We start from the raw sequence: 21,382 nt of genomic DNA on the forward strand, positions 1-21,382 counted from the left end.
GAAAAAATGCATTGGCGGTGCAATTCATTCCCACTGTGACCTACGGCTCCCGCCTGCGAAACCTTGATCAAAGATCAAGGCTTAGCAGTTGGGCCGGGCGCAGCACCTGACGGTGCCGCGCGGTCGCGCAGAGGGTCAGAGGATTTTCTGACCTGTCTTGGCCCAGTCGGCCAGGAAGGTTTCCAGACCTTTGTCCGTCAACGGGTGATCGGCCAGTTTCTTGATCACAGCGGGCGGTGCGGTGATCACGTCAGCACCGATGCGGGCGCTGTCGGTCACGTGGTTCACGGTGCGGATTGAAGCGGCCAGAATTTCGGTTTCAAAGCCGTAATTGTCATAGACCTGGCGGATATCCGCGATCAGATCCATGCCATCGAGATTGATGTCATCTAGACGACCAATGAAGGGCGAGATGAAGGTTGCGCCCGCCTTTGCGGCCAGAAGCGCCTGGTTGGTCGAGAAGCAGAGTGTGACGTTGACCATCTGGCCTTCGTCGCTGAGCATCTTGCAGGTTTTCAGACCGGCCCATGTTAGCGGAACTTTCACGGCGATATTCGGCGCGATCTTAGCCAGCTTGCGGCCCTCGGCGATCATGTCGTCTGCTTCGGTGGCTACAACTTCGGCTGAAACCGGTCCGTCGACCAGATCACAGATTTCCTTGGTCACTTCCAGAATGTCACGACCTGATTTCAGGATCAGCGAGGGGTTGGTGGTCACGCCGTCCACCATGCCCAGATCGTTCAGTTCGGCAATGGCGTCGATCTCGGCTGTGTCTACGAAGAATTTCATGCGGGCAGTCCTTTGATGGGTTGGCCTTGGTCGCGGATGGCTTTACCTCAAAGAGACCCATGCTGGAACCCCCGAGCCAAGGATATGCATTGAGCACTCAGGAGTATTTCGACCACGGAGAGTTGGTTGCGGTTCTGACCGCACAACCGCTGGACCGGACGCTGGATTACAAGGCGCCCGAGGGTGGGTGTTTTCTGGGGGCGTTTGTTGAAGTCCCGCTGGGGCCGCGCAAAGTACTGGGTGTCGTCTGGGGGGCGGGACAAGGCGGGTTCGACCTGAACAAGGCGCGATCCGTGATCCGGGTGCTTGAGGTCGCGCCGATGCGCGAAGAAATGCGGCTGTTTCTGGGGAAGGTCGCCGATTACACCCTGACACCGATGCCCGCGATGTTGCGTCTGGCAACCCGTGCTCCGGGTTTGGGTGATCCGCCGTCGATGCGTAAAGTTTATCGGCTGGGCAATGGCGCGCCGGATCGGATGACAGACGCGCGCACCCGTGTGCTGGAGGTACTCCGCAACTATGGCGGGCTGGCGTTCACCCTGAAAGAACTCGCCGAACAGGCCGGAGTGACGTCTTCGGTCGTCAAAGGGTTGGTCAAGCAGGGCGCTGTACGGGAAGAAGACAGCCCGCGCGATTTGCCCTATCCGCATCTGGATCCGGATTTGCCGGGCAAAGCGTTGACCGACGATCAGGCGGCGGCGGTTGAGAAGTTGCAGAAGGGCCAGCGGTCCGGGGAATATGGAACCACGCTGCTTAAGGGCGTGACGGGTTCGGGCAAGACCGAAGTGTATTTGGAGGCTGTAGCCGAGGCGCTGCGGATGGGCCGACAAGCCTTGGTTCTGCTACCCGAGATCGCTCTGACAGCGGAATTCCTGACGCGGGTTGAGGCGCGGTTCGGTGCACGCCCAGCCGAATGGCATTCCGGCGCGACCATGACCGAACGCCGCCGGGTTTGGCGGATGGTCGGGCAGGGGGATGCGCAAATGGTGATTGGCGCGCGCTCAGCTTTGTTCCTGCCGTTCCGTAACCTTGGCCTGGTGGTGGTCGATGAGGAACACGACACCTCGTACAAACAAGAGGACGGCGTGCATTACAGCGCGCGGGACATGGCGGTACTGCGGTCTGCCATTTGTGGCGGGCGGGTGATTCTGGCCAGCGCGACACCTTCGCTGGAAAGCTGGGCCAACGCCGAGGCGGGAAAATACGACCGGGTTGATCTGACCTCGCGGTTTGGGGCGGCAGTGTTGCCCGAGATGAAACCCATCGATATGCGGGCCGAACAGATGCAACCGGGGACGTGGATTTCTCCGTTTTTGCGGCAGGCGGTGATGCAGCGGATCGAGAAGGGTGAGCAATCGCTGCTGTTCATCAACCGCCGTGGGTATGCGCCGGTGACCCTTTGCCGCGCTTGCGGGGAACAGATTGCCTGCGATCATTGTGACGCGCGGATGGTCGAGCACCGGTTTCTGAAACGGCTGATGTGTCACCAATGCGGTGAGACCAAGCCGATGCCCGAGGAATGTCCCTCATGCGGCGTCGAGGGCAAGTTGGCCCCGGTCGGCCCGGGGATCGAGCGGCTGGCCGAAGAGGCTGAGGCGACGTTTCCCGATGCCAAGATCGCGATGCTGAGTTCCGATTTGTTCGGCTCGGCCCGCGCCCTGAAGGCTAAGATCGAAGAGATTGCCGAGGGCGATGCCGATATCGTCATCGGTACGCAGTTGGTTGCCAAGGGGCACAACTTTCCCAATCTGACTTTGGTCGGGGTAATCGATGCCGACCTTAGTCTGCACGGGGCGGACCTGCGCGCCGCTGAGCGGACATTCCAGTTGATGCGGCAAGTCGCAGGTCGGGCTGGCCGGGCGGACAAGCCAGGGCAAGCCCTGCTGCAGACATTCCAGCCCGAGCATCCCGTAATCCGTGCTATTCTTTCAGGTGACGAAGAAGGATTTTGGAAGGCCGAGGCCGCCGGACGGCAGGCGGCGGGTGTGCCGCCATACGGCCGTATGGCCGGGATCGTCCTGTCCGGACCTGAGGTTGGACCAGTTTTTGATGTTGGAAATGCAATGGCCCGAAACGATGCGCCACTGCGTGATATCGGGGCACAGGTATTTGGCCCGGCTCCGGCGCCTATTGCGCGGATTCGCGGCAGGCACCGCGTGCGATTGCTGGTCAAGGCACCCAAGGGCGCCCCGATTCAGGACGCGATAGCACGCTGGATCGCACCCTTGCGCCTGAAAGGTGACTTGCGTTTGACCGTGGATATCGATCCGCAGAGTTTCTACTGACCTCTGCATCAGCGCAGATCGATTGTGCGCGCACTGCTTCGGCCTCGCCAAAATCTGAAAATGGGCGTAGAGGAGTCCCATGTTGAAACCGATGCCCCTGTCCGAGGCGCAGAGCCTGCCGTTCTGGCGCCGCCCTATGGCGCTCTTGTTCGTCATGGCGCTGACGATGCCGATTGCCTTCAACGCTTGGAGCGCGCTGTTGAACAATTTCGTCATCGAGGTGGCGAATTTTGACGGGGCCGACATTGGGTTACTGCACACTGTGCGGGAGATCCCTGGATTTCTTGCTGTTGGCGTGATCGCGGTGATCATTTTCGTGCGCGAGCAGGTACTGGCGATGATCTCGCTGATGATGCTGGGCGTGGCAACTGCGTTGACAGCATGGTTTCCCAGCCTTGGTGGGTTGCTGTTTGTCACCCTCTTCAGCTCGATCGGGTTTCACTATTACGAGACAGTAAATCAGTCGCTGCAGTTGCAATGGCTGCCCAAGGACCGCGCGCCACAGGTATTGGGCTGGCTTGTTGCCATGGGGTCAGCCGCGACGGCAGTAGTCTATGGCCTGATCGTTCTGACCTGGGACCGGTTTGATCTGTCCTACAACATTGTATTCATGGCCGCTGGTGGTGTGACCGCCCTGCTGGCGCTGTTCTGTCTGTTCGCCTTTCCGCAGTTTGACTCGCCAACTCCACAGACTAAAAAACTGATCCTGCGTCGTCGCTACTGGCTGTATTACGCACTACAGTTCATGGCCGGCGCGCGGCGGCAGATCTTTGTTGTCTTCGCGGGCTTCATGATGGTCGAGAAGTTTGGTTTTGAAGTACACGAGCTGACCAGCCTCTATCTGATCAATCTGGTGATCAACATGGCGGCGGCTCCGATGCTGGGTAAGGCTGTGTCGATGTTCGGTGAGCGGCGCACGCTGATCTTCGAATACACCGGCTTGGCGATCGTTTTTGCGGCCTATGGCGGTATCTACTGGTTCGGTTGGGGCGTGGTGCTGGCTGCAACCCTATATGTGATCGACCATGTTCTTTTCGCATTAGCGCTTGCCCTGAAGACCTACTTTCAGAAAATCGCCGATCCTGCGGATATTGCACCGACTGCGGCCGTTGCGTTCACGATCAACCATATCGCCGCTGTGTTCCTTCCTGCGCTTCTGGGCCTGCTGTGGGTCATCTCGCCCGGTGCAGTCTTTGCACTGGCCGCTGCGATGGCGATGATCTCGTTGGGTTTGTCCTTGCTGATCCCGCGGCACCCGGAACCGGGAAATGAAACGATCTTGTCGAAGTACGCGCCGGCACCTGCCGAGTAAGCGCCAATGCTTGACCTTGGCGGGCCATCGCCATAGGCGCTGTGTCAATCGATACAGGAGGCCCCCATGCCCACATTCACTGCGCTGACTACACTGACCGGTAAAAAAGCTGCCGAAGGGCTGGGCGAAGCGATGGAGCGTCTGGATCCGGAACCAACCGGCGTTGGTGTATTCGAGGTCGAGGATGGCTCGGGCCTTTGGGAAGTTGGTGGGTATTTCACGGAAACTCCGGACGAAACCGCTCTGGCCGTTCTGGCCGCCGCGTTTGAGGCCAAGCCTTTTGTTGTGTCAGAACTGCCCGATACGGATTGGGTGGCCCATGTGCGCCGGGAACTGGCTCCGGTCGAGGCCGGACGGTTCTTTGTCTATGGCAGCCATGACGCTGACAAACTGCCCGCGGGACGTATCCCGCTACTGATCGAGGCTGCAATGGCCTTTGGCACCGGCCACCACGGCACCACGTTGGGATGCCTAAAGGCGCTGGACCATCTTCTGAGCCAAGGGTTCACGGCGACCAAAGTGGCCGATATCGGCTGCGGCACCGCCGTGCTGGCCATGGCGGCAGCGCGGGTCTGGGAAGGTGAGATCATCGCCAGCGACATCGACGAAGTGGCTGTTGATGTCGCCGAGGCCAACCTGAAGGCCAATGGCATGGCAGGCAAGGTCCGTTGCGTGCAAGCGGCGGGCTTTGACCATCCCGATTTGGGCGGCTTCGCACCCTACGATCTGATTTTCGCAAATATCCTTAAGGGGCCACTGGTTGCTCTGGCCCCCGAAATCGCAGCGAATCTGCGCGTCGGTGGGTACGCAATTCTGTCCGGAATCCTTAACGAACAAGCCGATGACGTGGTCTCCGTTTATCTACAAAACGGGTTCAATTTAGAGAAAAATGACCAAATTGGTGAGTGGACGACGCTAATATTAAGCAAACAGGGCTAAATCTGGGCCATTTGCTGGAGCTTTCTGGAGTTTTGCCTCGATTTTGTCGCATTCTGTTTCTACCGTCTTAACTTGGAATTGGGGGGGCGGTTTGGAGGCTGCCATGACGGGAAAACAACTGGAATTTGATCAGCGCGTGAATCGCCTGAATAAGAAGCACGCAAAACTAAGCCGTGGCTATCGCGCGACGATGCGCAAGGACGGGTTGGTTGTGATGAAACCGCAGAGGGTGAAGTCAGCTTTACCCCTTAAGGTTCTAATGATGTGTCTGCTTGGGTTGTTTGCATTCAAGACCTTCTTGCTCACCAGCCTTGGGCCTTCGGGCTATCAATACAGGGTTGACGCATTGAACGAGGGCACCTCGGTTGAACAAGCCGGTGCCTGGGTGATGCAAATAGACCCGGTATCGCTGATGCTTTCGGAACAGCTGGCACGGCTGCTGCCCTGACATCAGGCCAATGAATCAGAAACGCCGCGCATTCTGCATGCGCGGCGTTCTGCTTTGTACCAGAGGGAGGGAAGGGGCATATGAGTGGGTGTGTTAAATCTTAACTACGACCATCGGCCACGACGTCAATATCGCCACGGCACAGTCCGATATCTTCCAGCTCGCGATCTGTCAGACCGCTCAGCGTGTTACGAGTCACGCGGGCGTCATTCCATTCGACAACGGCGTTCACGACCGATGCGAAATATGCGCCGATACGGCCGACGAGGCCGAATGAGCCGGTGATGGTGCGGGTGGTGTCCAGTGCAGCCATATCCTGTTTCCTTCTGGTTTAAGTTTACGTTTTGATCGTTCGATCTGAGCGGGATCTAGTGCCGCCAAATCGGCAGTGCAAGTGCGGAAATTGCAACTGTCCTATGCGTTTTTTGCAGAGCTCAAGATTCATTAGAACCCCTTAATTTATTGGCCATTTTTGCTTCATGAAACGTGTCGATTTCAGACTTTTGACTGTCGCAAACTGGCCGTTTTGTCGCCTGTGAAACAGGTCTGTCGTTTTTGCGCTCTCTGTCAATTCGCTTGGAAAATGTTCACGCTTCGTGCTAATCCGTAAAAAAGATCACAAAAACTCGAGCAGGCCGAGGCGAAATATGCGGATTTTGGGCATTGATCCGGGGCTGAGGACCCTGGGATGGGGCGTCATCGAATCGCATGGCAGCCGCCTGGGCCACGTCGCCAACGGACTGTGCAAGTCTGACGGGGACGATTTGGGCGAGCGTTTGCTGTCTCTGTACAATCAAATCGTCGAAGTCATTGCAGAACATCAGCCCGATCAGGCGGCCATCGAACAGACCTTCGTCAACAAGGATGGGGCTGGTACGCTGAAGCTGGGCCAAGCGCGTGGTGTGGCGTTGCTAACGCTGGCGCAAGCAGGGCTGCCCGTAGGTGAATACGCGCCCAACCGGGTTAAGAAAACGGTAGTGGGCGTTGGGCATGCCGAGAAAGAGCAGGTTCTTCATATGGTCAAATTGCAACTGCCGGGCTGTAAGCCCAAAGGGGCGGATGCGGCGGATGCGCTGGCGATTGCCATCTGTCATTCATATTACGTCGCAGCGCCGCAGGCGCGCGTGAAAGAGGTGCGGGCATGATCGGGAAACTGACCGGACGATTGGACTATCGCGCAGCGGATCACGTGTTGATCGACGTGCGCGGGGTCGGATACCTCGTTTACTGCTCGGACCGGACTATGGCCGCGCTGCCTGGTGCTGGCGAGGCTGTCTCGATCTATACCGATATGGTGGTGCGCGAGGACCTGATGCAGCTTTTCGGGTTTTTGTCCCTGGTCGAAAAGGAATGGCATCGCCTGCTGTGTTCGGTTCAGGGCGTTGGGGCCAAGGTCTCGCTCGCCATTCTGTCCGCGCTGGGTCCGGATGGGGTTAGCCGGGCCATTGCGCTTGGGGATTGGGGTGCCGTCAAAGCGGCGAAAGGCGTGGGCCCAAAGACGGCGCAGCGGATCGTGCTGGATCTAAAAGACAAAGCGCCGGGTGTGATGGCGATGGGCGGGACCGTGACCGAAGCGATGGACGGCCCCGGATTGGAAGTCGTTGAGTTGTCTGAACCAGCACCAGTGCCCAAACAGGTGGCAAAACCCGCCTCGGGGTCTGCCGCAGCTTCGGCGGGGGCACTGTCAGCCCTTGGCAATTTAGGGTACGGACCATCCGAGGCGGCCTCGGCCGTGGCCGAAGCGGCCGCCAGCCTGCCGGATGCAGGCGAGGCTGAATTGATCCGGGCGGCGCTTAAGTTGCTGGCTCCGAAAGGGTAACTGAATGGTAGACGCCGATCCCACATTGCGCCCCAATCCCTTGCCCGAGGATAACGACCGCGCCCTGCGCCCGCAGGGGCTGGACGAATTCATCGGTCAGGCCGAGGCGCGGGCCAATCTGCGCATCTTTATCCAATCCGCGCGTATGCGGAGCGAGGCGATGGATCACACGCTGTTTCATGGCCCTCCGGGTCTGGGTAAAACAACGCTGGCGCAAATCATGGCGCGCGAGCTGGGGGTGAATTTCCGCATGACATCGGGGCCGGTTCTGGCCAAAGCCGGTGATCTGGCGGCAATCCTGACCAATCTGGAATCCCGCGATGTGTTGTTCATCGACGAAATCCACCGTCTGAACCCGGCCGTCGAAGAGGTTCTGTATCCGGCGATGGAGGATTTCGAGCTGGATCTGGTGATCGGCGAAGGCCCGGCAGCGCGGACTGTGCGGATTGAGTTGCAGCCGTTTACTTTGGTCGGAGCAACGACGCGGATGGGCTTGCTGACCACCCCATTGCGCGACCGATTCGGCATTCCGACGCGGTTGCAGTTCTACACAGTGGACGAGTTGCACGAGATCGTTACGCGCAACGCCCGCAAACTGGGCGCGCCTGCCGATGATGCTGGTGCCAGAGAAATTGCGCGCCGATCGCGCGGGACCCCGCGGATCGCGGGGCGATTGCTGCGACGAGTGGTGGATTTCGCCATCGTCGAGGGCGATGGACGTATCACCCTGGATCTGGCGGATGGCGCGCTGACGCGGTTGGGTGTGGATAATCTGGGCTTGGATGGTGCCGACCGGCGATACCTCAAGCTGATCGCTGAGAACTATGCCGGTGGTCCGGTCGGGATTGAGACCCTGTCGGCTGCGTTGTCGGAAAGTCGCGATTCGCTGGAGGACGTGATCGAGCCCTATTTGTTGCAGCAAGGTCTAATCCAGCGTACGCCACGCGGTCGGATGTTGGCGCAGAAGGCTTGGACGCATCTGGGAATGGCGGCACCAAAGGGCCAGAGCGATCTGTTTGGTTGAAGCTGAGGCTTTTAGATTTTATGCCTTCGGCGAGAGTACTTTCGAAAAGATGAAGGATTGGGCGTGACCCCCGAAGACATTCAGTCGTTGTTCACCCGTGAAAGCGGAGAGTTTCTGTTCGCGCGTTGGGGTCGGCCCATCGTGCCCATCGTCTTTGGGGTCGAGGATGAAACCCTGAACACCGTCAAGGGCGCATTCGAGGCCGTGGTCAGCTTGTCCGATCATAAGATGGCTGAAACGGATCCGGAACTTGGTGCGAACTGCATGGTTTTCTTTTTCCGCGACTGGAAGGAACTGCTGGAAGTTCCCGATCTGGATCGACTGGTTCCCGATCTTGCGCCGTTAGTCGACCGACTGATCGCGGCGGATGCAAATCAATACCGGGTGTTCCGCTTTGAGGAAGACGGTGCGATCCGGGCCGCGTTTGTTTTCCTGCGAATGGACGAAGAGCTGTCCAAGGTTCCGGCCGAGACACTGGCACTTAGTCAGGTAGTGCAGACCATCCTGTTGTGGTCCGACACCGCGTTTCGAACGCAGTCGCCGCTGGCGGTCGCGGGCGAGGCGACGATCTTGCGCCCGGAGATCGCCGGGTTGATCCGCGCAGCATACGATCCGGTTTTGCCCGGAGCTTCGCAGGATCCGGCGCATGCTTTGCGACTGTTCGCACGGTTGCAGCCGCAGTCTTAGGACCGATAGAGGCTATCTACGATTTGGATTCGTTTCGGTGTTGAAAGGCAGTCAACAGGTCGCTTCCCGCGTCGTAAAAGGCATAACTACCCACCAAATCCGACACCCCGTATCTGTCCAGCTCTGACCGCACGTGGGGGTCGACCAGTAGGAAAACCATCTTGATGTTCTTTGCCTGCAGGATCTTTAGAACATTGCGCAGCGTATAGCCTGCCGTGAAATCCACGTCATCAATGGCCGAAGCCTCGATACAGAGCCAACGTACTTTGTTATCTGAATCACGGGTGATTGTCGCAATCTCATCCGAAAGCCGCTGTGCATTCGCGTAATACAGGCTGTGAGAGAAGCGATAGATTACAAGCCCTGGTTCGAATTGGTTCGGTGCAGTAATGGGTTTCGAATGCCAACCACCGTCTTTGGCTTTGACGATCACTGAATTTTTGGGGCGGTACCCACGGCGGGTATGGTCGATCAATGACAGCACCATTGCAAAGATGATGCCTTGTTCGACCCCAACGATAACGACAACTGCAGCCGTGGCGACAGCAATCCAGAATTCGGACCGGGCTTGCCTGTAGATTGCAATCAGGCCTTTCAGGTCGATAAGTCTCACACCGATCAGAAACACGACGGCAGACAGCGCCGCATTGGGCAAGTAGGCAAGTGGGCCCGTCAAGAAGAGGATGACCACCAAGACGATCAAGACGGTCGTCAGTTGTGCCACCTGACTGCGGCCACCGGCGCTAGCCACCATCTCGGTTTTTGTCGGGCTGCCATTTACAACGAATGTGCCCGTGAAGGCTGCCCCAAGATTGGCCAGACCCAGCCCAACAAGGTCCGTGTTCTCGCTGAAATTTTCTTCGTAACGTGCCGCGTAGGCCCGCGAGGTCGCGGCGCTTTGGGCCAGTATCACAACGAAAATGGACAGCGCGGTTGGCAGCAGTTGTTTGAACAGCGTCCAGCTCCAATCCACGTTTGGGATCGACAGCGCTGGCAGGCCGCTGGGAACCGAGCCCAGTACTGCGATGCCGGACGCCGAAAATTGAAAGGCCCAGCTGCATAGTATCACCCCGAGTATGGCAAACAGCGGGCCGGGCAGTTTTGGGGATAGACGACGGCATCCGACAACGATCAGCAGAACTGCTGCTGAAACCGCCAATGTGGGCCAGCTTGTCTGACCAATGCTCTGAAAGACTGCCTGTAGCTTGGCAATGGTCCCGTGACCGTCGCTTTCGATCCCCAAAAGCCCCGGGATTTCACCGGTTGCGACCTGAATGCCCACGCCTGTCAGGAACCCGACAAGAACTGTCCGGGATAGGAAATCAGCCAAAAACCCCAAGCTGATGAGGCGTGCAGCAATCAGCAGAACAGCTGCCATCAGCGCCAACAGGGACGCCAACGCCAGATACTCGGACGAACCCGACACTGCCATGCCAGCCAGGGCCGAGGCCGTAATCGCCGCCGTGGCAGAATCCGCACCCACCACAAGATGGCGGGACGAACCGAACAGCGCGAACAGCGCCATTGGGACAAGGATGGTGTACAACCCAGTCACAACCGGCGTGCCTGCGATTTTGGTATAGCCCATGACCTCGGGGATCGCGAGGCAGGCAAAGGTCAGGCCCGCCAAGATTTCCGAAGGCAAGGTCGCGCGGTTGAACGGCAAGATGCCCTGAAGGACTGGAAGAAAGAACATCCTCTCTTCTTTTGGTCCTTTAGCCATTGAAACTCCTGTCGGATTCACTTGGTATGTATGAAAGCCTAGAGGGCAAATCTTCGAATTTCGATAGCGGACTTGGGAAGGTGGGAACTTTGTCCCCACAAGGGATTGCAGGAACCGCGACAACCATGCATCTGTTTCAGAGCAGGATTTGCCCCGCGCGTTACATATTTGAGAGACCGGACCTGATATCATGGCCAATGAAGCTGATGCGCCCCACAAGCATATCTTTCCGATCCGGGTCTACTATGAAGACACCGATATGGGCGGGGTCGTATACCACGCGAATTACCTCAAGTTTATCGAACGCGCGCGATCTGACTATGTGCGCCGTCTGGGCAATGATCAGAACGCGATGCGCGATGGCGGGATCGTCTGGGTCGTGCGCCGGATCGAGGCGGATTACGTCGCGCCCGCGAAGTTCGATGATGAGCTGATCGTTGAAACATGGCTGTCGTCAATCTCTGGTGTGCGGCTGACCATGGGCCAGCTGGTCAAGAGGGGGGAGACCGAGATCTTCCGCGCCTCGGTGACTGCTGTTTGCATGAATGCGCAGGGCAAGCCGGTCCGCCTTCCGGCAGAGATTCGCGCATTGATGTAACAATTTGTCGGTCTGGGGTGGTTATGTTGGCTTTTCGTAACCAACTGCGATAGCGTTTGGAAAAACAAGGCCAAACGAACGGCCGTCAGGCAAAAAACAAAGAGCAGGTTCATGGAAGCTGAAACGCTGGCGCTGGCGCAGGAGATCGATTTCTCCATGTGGGGGCTGTATGCCCGCGCGACCTTTGTCGTCAAACTGGTGATGTTGATGCTGATCGCTGCATCCATCTGGTCTTGGGCGATTATCATTCAGAAATTGATCAACTATCGCGCGGCCCGCCGAGAGGCGCAGGTGTTTGACGAGGCCTTTTGGTCCGGCAACCCGCTGGATGAGCTGTTCGAACATATCGGATCGCAGCCCGACGGCAGTTCCGAGAAGATTTTTGCCGCTGGCATGATCGAATGGCGCAGGTCGCACCGAACGGATGGCGGGCTGATCGCGGGGGCCACTGCGCGGATTGACCGTTCGATGGATGTCGCGATCGCCAAAGAGTCCGAGACACTGCAAAAAGGTTTGCCCATCTTGGCGACGGTGGGATCGACCGCGCCGTTCATTGGCCTGTTCGGGACCGTTTGGGGCATCATGAACGCGTTTATTGAGATTGCCGAGCAGCAAAACACCAACCTGGCCGTTGTGGCACCCGGCATTGCCGAAGCGCTTTTGGCCACGGGCCTGGGTCTGTTGGCTGCGATCCCGGCGGTAATTTTCTACAACAAGCTCAGTTCAGACAGTGATCGGATCGTGGCTGGCTACGAGGCTTTTGCCGACGAGTTCGCCACCATTCTGTCGCGTCAGTTGGACAGCTAAGATGGGTGCGGCGGTTCAGCAGAACGGAGGCGGGAACGGGCGCAGACGCGGCCGTCGTCGCGGGCGGGCGCAGCCGATGGCCGAGATCAACGTGACGCCTTTTGTAGACGTTATGTTGGTGTTGCTGATTATCTTTATGGTTGCGGCACCGCTGCTAACCGTTGGCGTGCCGGTGGACTTACCCAAGACGGCGGCAAGCGCATTGCCGGGCGATAACGAAGAACCGCTGACAGTCACGATGACTGCAGAAGGGCGCATTCAGATTCAAACCACCGATGTTGCCCGCGAAGAGTTGATTGGCAAGCTGCGCGCCATTGCGGCAGAACGCAGCAGTGACCGGGTGTTCCTGCGCGCGGATGGTGCGATCCCTTATGCGCAGGTTATGCAGGTTATGGGTGCGCTGAATGCAGGTGGGTTTTCCAATGTGGGGCTGGTGACCGACACCGGCGGCCCCGCGTTGGACGAAGGTGGAGAGTGAGGCCGCGCGGTGGATACCGGCACCAAGATCTCGGCAATTGCCCATGTCAGTTTGATTTCGTGGGCTTTGTTTGGCGGCACCTTTCGGTCCGAACCATTGCCTATGCCTGTTCAGGATATCTCGGTGATCTCGGCTGAACAGTTCGCAGCAATGACGGCTCAGAGTGAGGCGCCTGAGCTGCCTACGCCAACTGCCCTGCAACAGCCCGATGCGCACGAAGAGGAAATCCCCACCCCTGAACCGGTGGAGCAGGAACCTCCGACACCTGAAGTGTCTGAGCCAAATGAACCAGAGCCAGAGCTGGAACCAGAACCACTGGCCCCCCCACCCGAACCGGTCGTGATCGAACAGCCCCCCGAATTGGCCCCCCCAGAACCCGAGGCCGTCGTTTTGCCCACCCCGCCAGGGCCCGAGGCACAGCCGCGGCCTGCGGATAAAGTAGCGCCTGAACCTGTCGCGCCGCCGCCGCCTGAAGCCGCACCAGATGATATTGAATCCCCGGCTGTATCGCTGGACGAGGGAGCTGAAACTCAGCAAGAACAGCAGGATCAAACGGCACCCGAAGAGGCCACGGATGAAATCGTGACCGAGGCGGAAGAAGCCAAGGAATATGCGCCGCGCAGCTCTCCGCGTCCGCTGGTGCGACCGAACCGACCGACGCCCCCGGCAGAGCCTGAAGTGGCCGAGACCGAAGAACCGACCGAACCAGAGCCCGCGCCAAGTGATGAAACCGCGATCAACGACGCACTGGCCGAGGCGCTGGGGCAGAGCAGCGAACCGTCTGGCCCACCCCTGACTGCGGGTGAGAAGGATGCAATGCGACTGGCTGTGTCGAAGTGCTGGAACGTTGGTTCTCTGTCCACGGACGCACTGCAAACGGTCGTTGTGGTCGGGTTCTCGCTGACACCGGATGGTAAGGTGCTCGGCGGTACACTGCAAATGATCGACAGTTCCGGCGGGACTGACGCATCTGCAAGACAAGCCTACGAGGCCGCCCGGCGAGCGATTTTGCGCTGCGGGGCCAAAGGATACACCCTGCCTACTGACAAATACGATCAATGGCGGGATATTGAGATTACATTCAATCCCGAGAGGATGCGGATCAAATGATGAGATTTCTGACCAGCCTTTTGCTTGGCCTGACAGTTTTGGCAGCGCCAGTGTATGCGCAAAGCGGACCCCTGCGTCTTGAGCTGGATCAGGGGATTATTGAACCCTTGCCTTTTGCGGTGCCAAATTTCGTGCCCGACGGGCCAGCAGCCACACAATACGCAAACGACTTATCGCGCGTCGTAGCGGCGGATCTGACCGGAACTGGGCTGTTCCGTGAAATTTCTTCAGATGCATTCATCAGCCGGGTCAGCAGTTTCGAAGCCCCTGTGCAATTTGCCGATTGGAAGGCCATCAATGCCGAGGCCTTGGTGACAGGTGCAGTCAACGTCTCTGGCAAGCGCCTGACTGTGCGATTCCGCGTTTGGGACGTGTTCTCGGGTCAGGAATTGGGCAATGGTCTGCAGTTTTCCGGCACCACAGATGGCTGGCGGCGCATGGCACACAAAGTGGCCGATCAGGTTTATACCCGAGTGACCGGCGAGAGCGGTTACTTTGACAGCCGCGTCGCGTTTGTGTCCGAAAGCGGCCCAAAGAACCAGCGTCTGAAGCGTCTGGCAATCATGGACTACGACGGCGCGAACGTTCAGTACCTCACCGACAGCGCCGCGATTGTTCTGGCGCCACGCTTTTCGCCCTCGGGCGATCGGCTATTGTACACCAGCTATGAAACCGGTCAGCCGCGCATTTATGTTTTGGACGTTGATCGCGTCAAACGGACCGAATTGAAGACACAAGACGGCACCATGAGCTTTTCGCCGCGCTTTTCGCCGGATGGCCGCTCCATCGTCTATTCGCTGATTCAGGGCGGCAACACGGACCTTTGGAAAATGGATCTGGCCTCGGGCCAAAGCGTGCGGCTGACGAACACACCTGCCATTGAGACCGCGCCCAGCTATTCCCCGGACGGGTCGCAGATCGTGTTCGAAAGCGACCGCTCTGGCACACCTCAACTGTACATCATGCCCGCAAATGGCGGAGAGGCGACCCGCATCAGCTTTAAGCAGGGGCGGTATGGTACACCGGTCTGGTCGTCGCGTGGTGACCTGATCGCCTTTACCAAACAGAACAAGGGTCGGTTCCATATCGGCGTCATGCGGACAGACGGCAGCGAGGAACGCCTGCTGACGTCGTCCTTCCTGGATGAGGGGCCAACATGGTCGCCGAATGGTCGCGTCATCATGTTCACCCGTGAATCGCAGGGCGCAAGCGGTCGGGCGACACTGTATTCGGTGGATATCTCGGGTCGGAACCTGCGCCCGGTACGTACACCGGATGGCGGCAGCGATCCATCCTGGGGACCACTGCAGAAGTGATCGGGGCAGGGGGTTGGAAAAGTTCACAAATTTCCTGCACTGTGATAACAGAGACAGCAATAAAGCAATAAAACGACGAGGCACCTGAAATGAATGTATTGAGCAAAGTCATAGCATTGGGCGTGCTAAGTGTAATGGCCGCCTGTACCAACAACGATCCTTCGGCACTGGGCGGTGGCGCGGGCGGTAACGGTTCGATCCTGCCGGGTTCGCCCAGCGACCCCCAGTCACCGGCCTATTTCCAGCAAACTGTTGGTGACCGCTTGCTGTTTGAGGTCGATCAATCGACCCTGACCGGGCAGGCGCAGACGATTTTGCAGGGACAGGCAGACTGGCTGCTGGCCAATACAGATTTCGTCGCCACGATCGAGGGTCACGCGGACGAACAGGGGACTCGCGAGTATAACCTCGCTCTAGGCGCGCGTCGCGCGAATGCGGCGCGTGAATACCTGATTTCACGTGGGGTTGCCGGCAACCGTTTGACCACGGTTAGTTTCGGCAAGGAACGCCCGATCGAGATTTGCAGCACCGAGGAATGCTATTCCAAAAACCGCCGTGCGGTAACGGTCCTGACCGGTTCAACTTTGGGGTAAGATGATGCGAATTGCAGGATGGGTTCTGGCTGCGGTCGTGGCGACTGCGGGCGTGGCAAGTGCACAGGATCAGCAAACCCTGGCGGATATCCGTCAGGAGCTAACGGTGCTGCACGTCGAGGTTCAGCGCCTTAAGCGCGAGTTTTCAACCACCGGATCTCCAGCACCCAATCTGGCTGGCAGTTCCGTTTTGGAGCGTGTTGACGCCATTGAGGCTGAATTGCAGCGCCTGACCCGCCAGACCGAGCAGTTGAACCAGCGCGTGCAAAACATCGTCACTGACGGGACCAACCGGATCGGCGATCTGGAATTCCGCTTGGTTGAGTTGGAAGGTGGAGATCTCAGCACGCTTGGCGAGACCTCGACCCTGGGTGGCGAAACCGAAATCACCGCTGCGGCACCCGCAACACCAGCAAACCCGACGGCACCGACCGATCAAGGTGAACTTGCAGTGGGTGAGCGCGCGGACTTTGATGCGGCATCACAGGCGCTGGCGGATGGCAACTATCAGGCCGCAGCGGATCAGTTCGCCACATTCGAAACCTCGTATCCCGGCAGTCCGCTGGCCCCCGAAGCCAACCTGAAACGAGGGCGGGCGCTTGTTGGGATCGGTGATACGCGCGAGGCCGCGCGGGCCTTTCTGGCCAGCTTTACCGGCGATTCCGAAGGTGCATTCGCACCCGAGGCACTGTTTGAGTTGGGCTCGGCGCTGGGGCGTCTGGGTCAGACCGATCAGGCTTGCATCACTCTGGGCGAGGTGGGCGTGCGGTTCCCGTCTTCGACCTCGGCCACCAATGCCACACAGGAAATGGCAAGCCTGGGCTGTTCTTGACCGAAAACGCTGAAGAACTGCGCGCCGAGATTCGGGCGCGTTTACCCAAGACCCTTCCTTCGCGTCTGGGTGTGGCTGTCTCTGGCGGGGGCGATTCAGTCGCCCTGCTTTTGCTAATGAACGATATTGCCCAAATCGAGCAGGTTAAGCTGTTTGCGGCAACCGTTGACCACGGTTTGCGCCCCGAATCCGCGAACGAGGCCCAAGGGGTGAGCGAGCTTGCCGCGCGTTTGGGTATCTCGCATCAAACGTTGAAATGGACAGGGTGGGCCGGTCAGGGGAACCTTCAGGATCAGGCCAGACAGGCGCGTTATCGGATGTTGACCGAATGGGCCACGCGCAATGCGATCAGCGCGATTGCGTTAGGCCACAACGCGGATGATCAGGCCGAAACCTTCCTGATGCGACTGGGTCGCGCAGCTGGTGTTACGGGTCTGTCGGGCATGCCGGTTGAACGGATTTTGGATGGCGTGACGATGTTGCGGCCGATGCTGGGTATAACAAGGCAAGCATTGCGTGGCTATCTGTCTGGTGAGGGAGTTGGCTGGATCGAAGATCCCTCGAATCAGGACCTCCGGTTTGACCGGATCAAGGCACGGCAGGCCTTGTCTGACCTCAAGGATTTGGGGATCACGGCCAGTTCTTTGACCCGAGTCGCAGAAAACCTTGCACAGGCGCGTGAGGCATTGGAGCGTTTTACGCAGGAATCCGCCCGAAAAATCGCCGTGGTGGAAACCGGTGATGTTTGCTTGGATCGCACCGCCTTTCTGTCTTTGCCTCAGGAAATCCAGCGCCGGCTTGTGATCGGCTGCATCGCGTGGATCGCCGGAGCGGGGTATCCACCACGCCAAACGTCGGTGGATCAGGCTGTGAAGGCCGTTGAAGAGGGTACCGTTACGTCGATCAATGGCTGTTTGTTTGTCCCAAAGGTCAATAAAACGTGGATTTGCAGAGAGCTAAACGCCGTTCAGGGCGAAATCGTGCGCCCCGGCGAGCCATGGGACAAACGCTGGATTCTGTCAGGACCTTCGACCGCTGGTGTACAAATCCGACCATTAGGCGAGCAAGGCCTGCCTAGGGTTCCAGATTGGCGGGACTTGGGTAAACCACGTCAGGTCTTGTTGGCTTCACCCGCTGTTTGGCTGGGGGATGAACTGGTATCAGCTCCAACCGCCAGATTGTTGAATGGATGGACGGCTGAATTGGCCCCCGGAACGCCCGAGTTTCATTCTTCTTTTTTATCGCATTGAACCTCCTTGAATCATCTCTATTTTATAGAGCAACCCGGCAGACCCCCATCTGCCGAAATCTTTTGGGAGACTTTCCTTGGGCAACGCTCGTAACATCGCCTTCTGGGTCGTTCTGTTTTTGCTGATCCTTGCACTGTTCAATTTGTTCAGCGGACCAGGCGGGACACTTCAGAGCAATGAAAGAACTTATTCTGATTTCGTAACCGCCGTTCAAGCCGACGAAGTCAAGAATGTGACCCTAGATGGCGAACAGATTCGCTATACCACGCAAAGCGGTGCCAACTATGTCACCATCAAACCCGGCGATGCCGAGGTCACCAAACTGTTGATCGACGAGAACATTCCTGTTCGTGCCGAGAAACAGCAGCAATCCGGTTTCCAGTCGTTCCTGATCACACTGCTGCCCTTCCTGCTGCTTATTGGTGTCTGGGTCTATTTCATGAACCGGATGCAAGGCGGTGGAAAAGGCGGCGCGATGGGCTTTGGCAAGTCCAAGGCCAAGATGCTGACCGAAAAGCATGGCCGCGTGACATTTGACGATGTCGCAGGCATCGACGAGGCCAAGGAAGAGCTGGAAGAGATCGTGGAATTCCTGCGTAACCCGCAGAAGTTCAGCCGCCTTGGCGGTAAGATCCCGAAAGGCGCGTTGCTGGTTGGCCCTCCGGGTACCGGTAAAACGCTGCTGGCCCGTGCGATTGCGGGTGAGGCGGGGGTGCCGTTCTTCACCATCTCAGGCTCTGACTTTGTTGAGATGTTTGTTGGTGTCGGTGCATCCCGTGTGCGTGACATGTTCGAACAGGCCAAAAAGAATGCGCCCTGTATTGTGTTCATCGACGAAATCGACGCCGTCGGCCGCCATCGTGGTGCCGGTTACGGCGGCGGGAATGATGAACGCGAACAAACCCTCAACCAGTTGCTGGTTGAGATGGACGGGTTCGAAGCCAATGAGGGTGTGATCATTCTGGCGGCCACCAACCGTAAGGACGTTCTGGACCCTGCGCTGCTGCGCCCCGGTCGTTTTGACCGCAACGTGACTGTCGGCAACCCCGACATCAAAGGCCGCGAGAAGATCCTGGGCGTGCACGCGCGCAAGACACCTCTGGGCCCCGATGTCGACCTGCGCATCATCGCGCGTGGTACTCCGGGCTTCTCGGGTGCTGACCTGGCGAACCTCGTGAACGAGGCCGCACTGATGGCGGCGCGCGTTGGCCGTCGCTTTGTCACCATGGAGGACTTTGAGAACGCCAAGGACAAAGTGATGATGGGGGCCGAGCGCCGTTCGATGGTGCTGACGCAAGACCAGAAGGAAAAGACCGCCTATCACGAATCTGGTCACGCGGTCGTTGGTCTGTCGCTGCCGCTTTGCGATCCGGTCTACAAGGCGACAATCATTCCGCGCGGTGGCGCGTTGGGTATGGTGGTGTCACTGCCGGAAATGGACCGTCTGAACTATCACCGCGACGAATGTGAGCAAAAGCTGGCCATGACCATGGCAGGCAAAGCCGCCGAGGTGATCAAATACGGTGAAGATCACGTCTCGAACGGTCCCGCTGGTGACATCATGCAGGCCAGCCAGTTGGCGCGTGCCATGGTGATGCGCTGGGGTATGTCTGACAAGGTCGGCAACATTGATTATGCCGAGGCGCATGACGGCTATTCGGGCAACACTGCTGGCTTCTCGGTTTCAGCGCATACCAAAGAGCTGATCGAGGAAGAGGTGAAACGCCTGATCCAGCAGGGTTATGAGCGCGCGCACAAGATCCTGTCCGACAAGAACGAGGAATGGGAACGTCTGGCGCAAGGCTTGCTGGAGTACGAAACCCTGACCGGGGACGAGATCAAGCGCGTCATGAATGGCGAATCGCCGACCGATGGTGATGACGAGGGTGATAAGCCGGATGAAGGCAGCGCGCCCAGCGTTACCGCCATTCCCAAGACCAAGGTCAAAAAGACCCCGCCCGACGGTGGGATGGAGCCGGAACCATCGGCATAAAGAAAACAGACCCGGGCCAAGTCCCGGGTCTTTTCTTTTCAGCTTTTCAAATGGGCTGGTTTGACTTTTAGTACGATTTTGACAGCCCGCAGCCGAAGGGGATTTCAAATGCCGATATTGCGAGAAACAGAATTCACGGGTGAAGTTGTTTGGCTGGGTCACGTGCCTGCGGGTGGCTCGATCCGGGCCAAAGCTGTCGATGCGTTGAATCTGGATTTCTCAGGGGACAAAGGCGAGCGGCACGAGGGTCTCAACCGGGCCTCATGTGTCAGGGTCAAGAATCTGTATCCGCAAGGCACCGAAATCCGCAACGTGCGCCAATTGTCTGTTCTGTCCGCCGAGGAAATGGACGCCACTGCTAAAGAGATGGGGCTGGATCGGCTGGACCCTTCGTTTCTGGGCGTCAGCATCCTGTTGCGCGGCATTCCGGACTTCACATACCTTCCGCCATCCTCGCGTTTGCAGGTCCGCGACGGTGTCACGATAACTGTGGATATGGAAAACCGCCCCTGCGTCATTCCCGGTCGTGAGATCGAAGCCGATCAACCCGGGTACGGGGCGTCCTTCAAGCCCGCAGCACAGGGCCGAAGGGGTGTGACTGCGTGGGTGGAACGACCCGGACAGCTGCGGTTGGGGGACCAGATGAGTCTGTTCGTGCCAGATCAGCGGGCGTGGGCGCCCTAAACGTCAAGCGTTTTCGATTTGAAACCGGTGAAATGACGCTACGCCGTTTCATGGCTTGAATATGTCGGAATCTCTATCCATCGGGATTGTACACAACGGTATGGATTGACCAGCACCGGCCCATCTGCGCCGGTTTGCAGGGAATTCAACCGGGGGTTTTGCCCAATGAGCTATAAATCGGACATTGAAATCGCGCGCGAGGCGCAGAAGAAGCCTATTCAGGAAATTGGCGCTAAGATTGGCATCGATTCTGCTGATCTGCTGCCCTATGGCCATGACAAGGCGAAGGTGAGCCAGGAGTTCATCAACTCGGTTCAGGGTCGAGAAGACGGCAAGCTGGTGCTGGTCACCGCGATCAACCCGACGCCTGCGGGTGAGGGTAAGACGACCACGACCGTTGGTCTGGGTGATGGTCTGAACCGCATTGGGAAGAATGCGATGATCTGTATCCGCGAAGCCTCGCTGGGCCCGAACTTCGGCATGAAGGGCGGCGCTGCAGGGGGCGGTTACGCGCAGGTTGTTCCGATGGAGGAAATGAACCTGCACTTTACCGGGGATTTCCACGCGATCACCTCGGCGCATTCGCTGCTGTCGGCGATGATCGACAACCACATCTACTGGGGCAATGAAGCCGAGATCGATGTACGCCGCGTCGCATGGCGTCGCGTGGTCGATATGAATGACCGTGCCCTGCG

The 21,382-nt window shown here is 58.3% G+C and carries 22 protein-coding genes; 19 read left to right on the forward strand and 3 right to left on the reverse strand.

What is annotated here, in order from left to right; all coding sequences use genetic code 11:
• Positions 1-135 precede the first annotated feature (135 nt).
• A complete protein-coding gene (fsa, locus tag RUA4292_RS21870) occupies positions 136-789 on the reverse strand; it encodes a fructose-6-phosphate aldolase (RefSeq protein ID WP_058279507.1) in 654 nt (217 codons plus the stop codon).
• 59 nt (positions 790-848) lie between these two features.
• On the opposite strand from fsa, the gene RUA4292_RS21875 reads away from it, so the two are divergent.
• The 4 genes from RUA4292_RS21875 (at position 849) to RUA4292_RS21890 (ending at position 5,773) form a co-directional block, all read left to right on the forward strand.
• The gene (locus RUA4292_RS21875; RefSeq protein WP_058279508.1) at positions 849-3,074 is read left to right on the forward strand and encodes a primosomal protein N'; all 2,226 of its coding nucleotides are present in this window, start codon (positions 849-851) and stop codon (positions 3,072-3,074) included.
• 79 nt (positions 3,075-3,153) lie between these two features.
• Positions 3,154-4,386: an MFS transporter gene (locus RUA4292_RS21880; RefSeq protein WP_058279509.1), complete on the forward strand. Its 1,233-nt coding sequence runs from the start codon at positions 3,154-3,156 to the stop codon at positions 4,384-4,386.
• A 66-nt stretch (positions 4,387-4,452) separates the two neighbouring features.
• Positions 4,453-5,325: a 50S ribosomal protein L11 methyltransferase gene (locus RUA4292_RS21885; protein WP_058279510.1), complete on the forward strand. Its 873-nt coding sequence runs from the start codon at positions 4,453-4,455 to the stop codon at positions 5,323-5,325.
• A gap of 103 nt (positions 5,326-5,428) precedes the next feature.
• Positions 5,429-5,773 (forward strand): hypothetical protein, encoded by a 345-nt coding sequence (locus tag RUA4292_RS21890; protein WP_058279511.1) that lies wholly within the window; start codon positions 5,429-5,431, stop codon positions 5,771-5,773.
• Positions 5,774-5,873: 100 nt separating this feature from the next.
• Here the strand turns inward: RUA4292_RS21890 and RUA4292_RS21895 are convergent, their stop codons facing one another.
• Positions 5,874-6,086 carry a DUF1127 domain-containing protein gene (locus RUA4292_RS21895; protein WP_058279512.1) on the reverse strand — a complete coding sequence of 71 codons (213 nt, stop codon included), beginning with the start codon at positions 6,084-6,086 and terminating at the stop codon, positions 5,874-5,876.
• Between the two features lie 334 nt (positions 6,087-6,420).
• Here RUA4292_RS21895 and ruvC point away from each other — a divergent pair, with 334 nt between their 5' ends.
• From ruvC to RUA4292_RS21915, 4 genes are all read left to right on the forward strand, one after another.
• Positions 6,421-6,918, forward strand: coding sequence for a crossover junction endodeoxyribonuclease RuvC (ruvC, locus tag RUA4292_RS21900; protein WP_058279513.1), 498 nt, complete (start codon positions 6,421-6,423; stop codon positions 6,916-6,918).
• On the forward strand, positions 6,915-7,592 hold the full coding sequence (gene ruvA, locus RUA4292_RS21905) for a Holliday junction branch migration protein RuvA (protein ID WP_058279514.1): 678 nt from the start codon (positions 6,915-6,917) through the stop codon (positions 7,590-7,592). The genes ruvC and ruvA overlap by 4 nt, the downstream gene beginning before the upstream one ends.
• A gap of 4 nt (positions 7,593-7,596) precedes the next feature.
• Positions 7,597-8,616, forward strand: coding sequence for a Holliday junction branch migration DNA helicase RuvB (ruvB, locus tag RUA4292_RS21910; protein ID WP_058279515.1), 1,020 nt, complete (start codon positions 7,597-7,599; stop codon positions 8,614-8,616).
• Positions 8,617-8,679: 63 nt separating this feature from the next.
• Positions 8,680-9,303, forward strand: coding sequence for a hypothetical protein (locus RUA4292_RS21915; protein WP_058279516.1), 624 nt, complete (start codon positions 8,680-8,682; stop codon positions 9,301-9,303).
• 16 nt (positions 9,304-9,319) lie between these two features.
• Here RUA4292_RS21915 and RUA4292_RS21920 read toward each other — a convergent pair whose 3' ends face one another.
• Positions 9,320-11,026, reverse strand: a complete 1,707-nt coding sequence (locus RUA4292_RS21920; RefSeq protein WP_058279517.1) for a SulP family inorganic anion transporter — start codon at positions 11,024-11,026, stop codon at positions 9,320-9,322.
• Between the two features lie 190 nt (positions 11,027-11,216).
• Here RUA4292_RS21920 and ybgC point away from each other — a divergent pair, with 190 nt between their 5' ends.
• The 11 genes from ybgC to RUA4292_RS21975 all read left to right on the forward strand — a co-directional run.
• Positions 11,217-11,624 carry a tol-pal system-associated acyl-CoA thioesterase gene (gene ybgC, locus RUA4292_RS21925; RefSeq protein WP_058273220.1) on the forward strand — a complete coding sequence of 136 codons (408 nt, stop codon included), beginning with the start codon at positions 11,217-11,219 and terminating at the stop codon, positions 11,622-11,624.
• A gap of 111 nt (positions 11,625-11,735) precedes the next feature.
• Positions 11,736-12,431 carry a protein TolQ gene (tolQ, locus tag RUA4292_RS21930; RefSeq protein ID WP_058279518.1) on the forward strand — a complete coding sequence of 232 codons (696 nt, stop codon included), beginning with the start codon at positions 11,736-11,738 and terminating at the stop codon, positions 12,429-12,431.
• A 1-nt stretch (position 12,432) separates the two neighbouring features.
• A complete protein-coding gene (tolR, locus tag RUA4292_RS21935; protein ID WP_058273222.1) occupies positions 12,433-12,909 on the forward strand; it encodes a protein TolR in 477 nt (158 codons plus the stop codon).
• A 9-nt stretch (positions 12,910-12,918) separates the two neighbouring features.
• A complete protein-coding gene (gene tolA, locus RUA4292_RS21940; protein WP_058279519.1) occupies positions 12,919-14,019 on the forward strand; it encodes a cell envelope integrity protein TolA in 1,101 nt (366 codons plus the stop codon).
• Positions 14,016-15,335: a Tol-Pal system beta propeller repeat protein TolB gene (gene tolB / locus RUA4292_RS21945; RefSeq protein WP_058279520.1), complete on the forward strand. Its 1,320-nt coding sequence runs from the start codon at positions 14,016-14,018 to the stop codon at positions 15,333-15,335. The genes tolA and tolB overlap by 4 nt, the downstream gene beginning before the upstream one ends.
• A gap of 89 nt (positions 15,336-15,424) precedes the next feature.
• Positions 15,425-15,928 (forward strand): peptidoglycan-associated lipoprotein Pal, encoded by a 504-nt coding sequence (pal, locus tag RUA4292_RS21950; protein WP_058279521.1) that lies wholly within the window; start codon positions 15,425-15,427, stop codon positions 15,926-15,928.
• Between the two features lie 4 nt (positions 15,929-15,932).
• The gene (ybgF, locus tag RUA4292_RS21955) at positions 15,933-16,760 is read left to right on the forward strand and encodes a tol-pal system protein YbgF (protein WP_058279547.1); all 828 of its coding nucleotides are present in this window, start codon (positions 15,933-15,935) and stop codon (positions 16,758-16,760) included.
• A complete protein-coding gene (gene tilS / locus RUA4292_RS21960) occupies positions 16,757-18,010 on the forward strand; it encodes a tRNA lysidine(34) synthetase TilS (RefSeq protein WP_082637221.1) in 1,254 nt (417 codons plus the stop codon). Before ybgF ends, tilS begins: the two co-directional genes overlap by 4 nt.
• Positions 18,011-18,086: 76 nt before the next feature.
• A complete protein-coding gene (gene ftsH / locus RUA4292_RS21965; RefSeq protein ID WP_058279522.1) occupies positions 18,087-20,003 on the forward strand; it encodes an ATP-dependent zinc metalloprotease FtsH in 1,917 nt (638 codons plus the stop codon).
• 108 nt (positions 20,004-20,111) lie between these two features.
• Positions 20,112-20,687, forward strand: coding sequence for an MOSC domain-containing protein (locus RUA4292_RS21970; protein WP_058279523.1), 576 nt, complete (start codon positions 20,112-20,114; stop codon positions 20,685-20,687).
• A 165-nt stretch (positions 20,688-20,852) separates the two neighbouring features.
• Positions 20,853-21,382 (forward strand): formate--tetrahydrofolate ligase (locus RUA4292_RS21975; protein ID WP_145975041.1); only part of this gene is annotated, 530 nt, incomplete at its 3' end.

Origin of the sequence: Ruegeria atlantica (genome assembly GCF_001458195.1) — a bacterium.
In the GTDB taxonomy this organism is placed as follows: Bacteria; Pseudomonadota; Alphaproteobacteria; order Rhodobacterales; family Rhodobacteraceae; genus Ruegeria; species Ruegeria atlantica.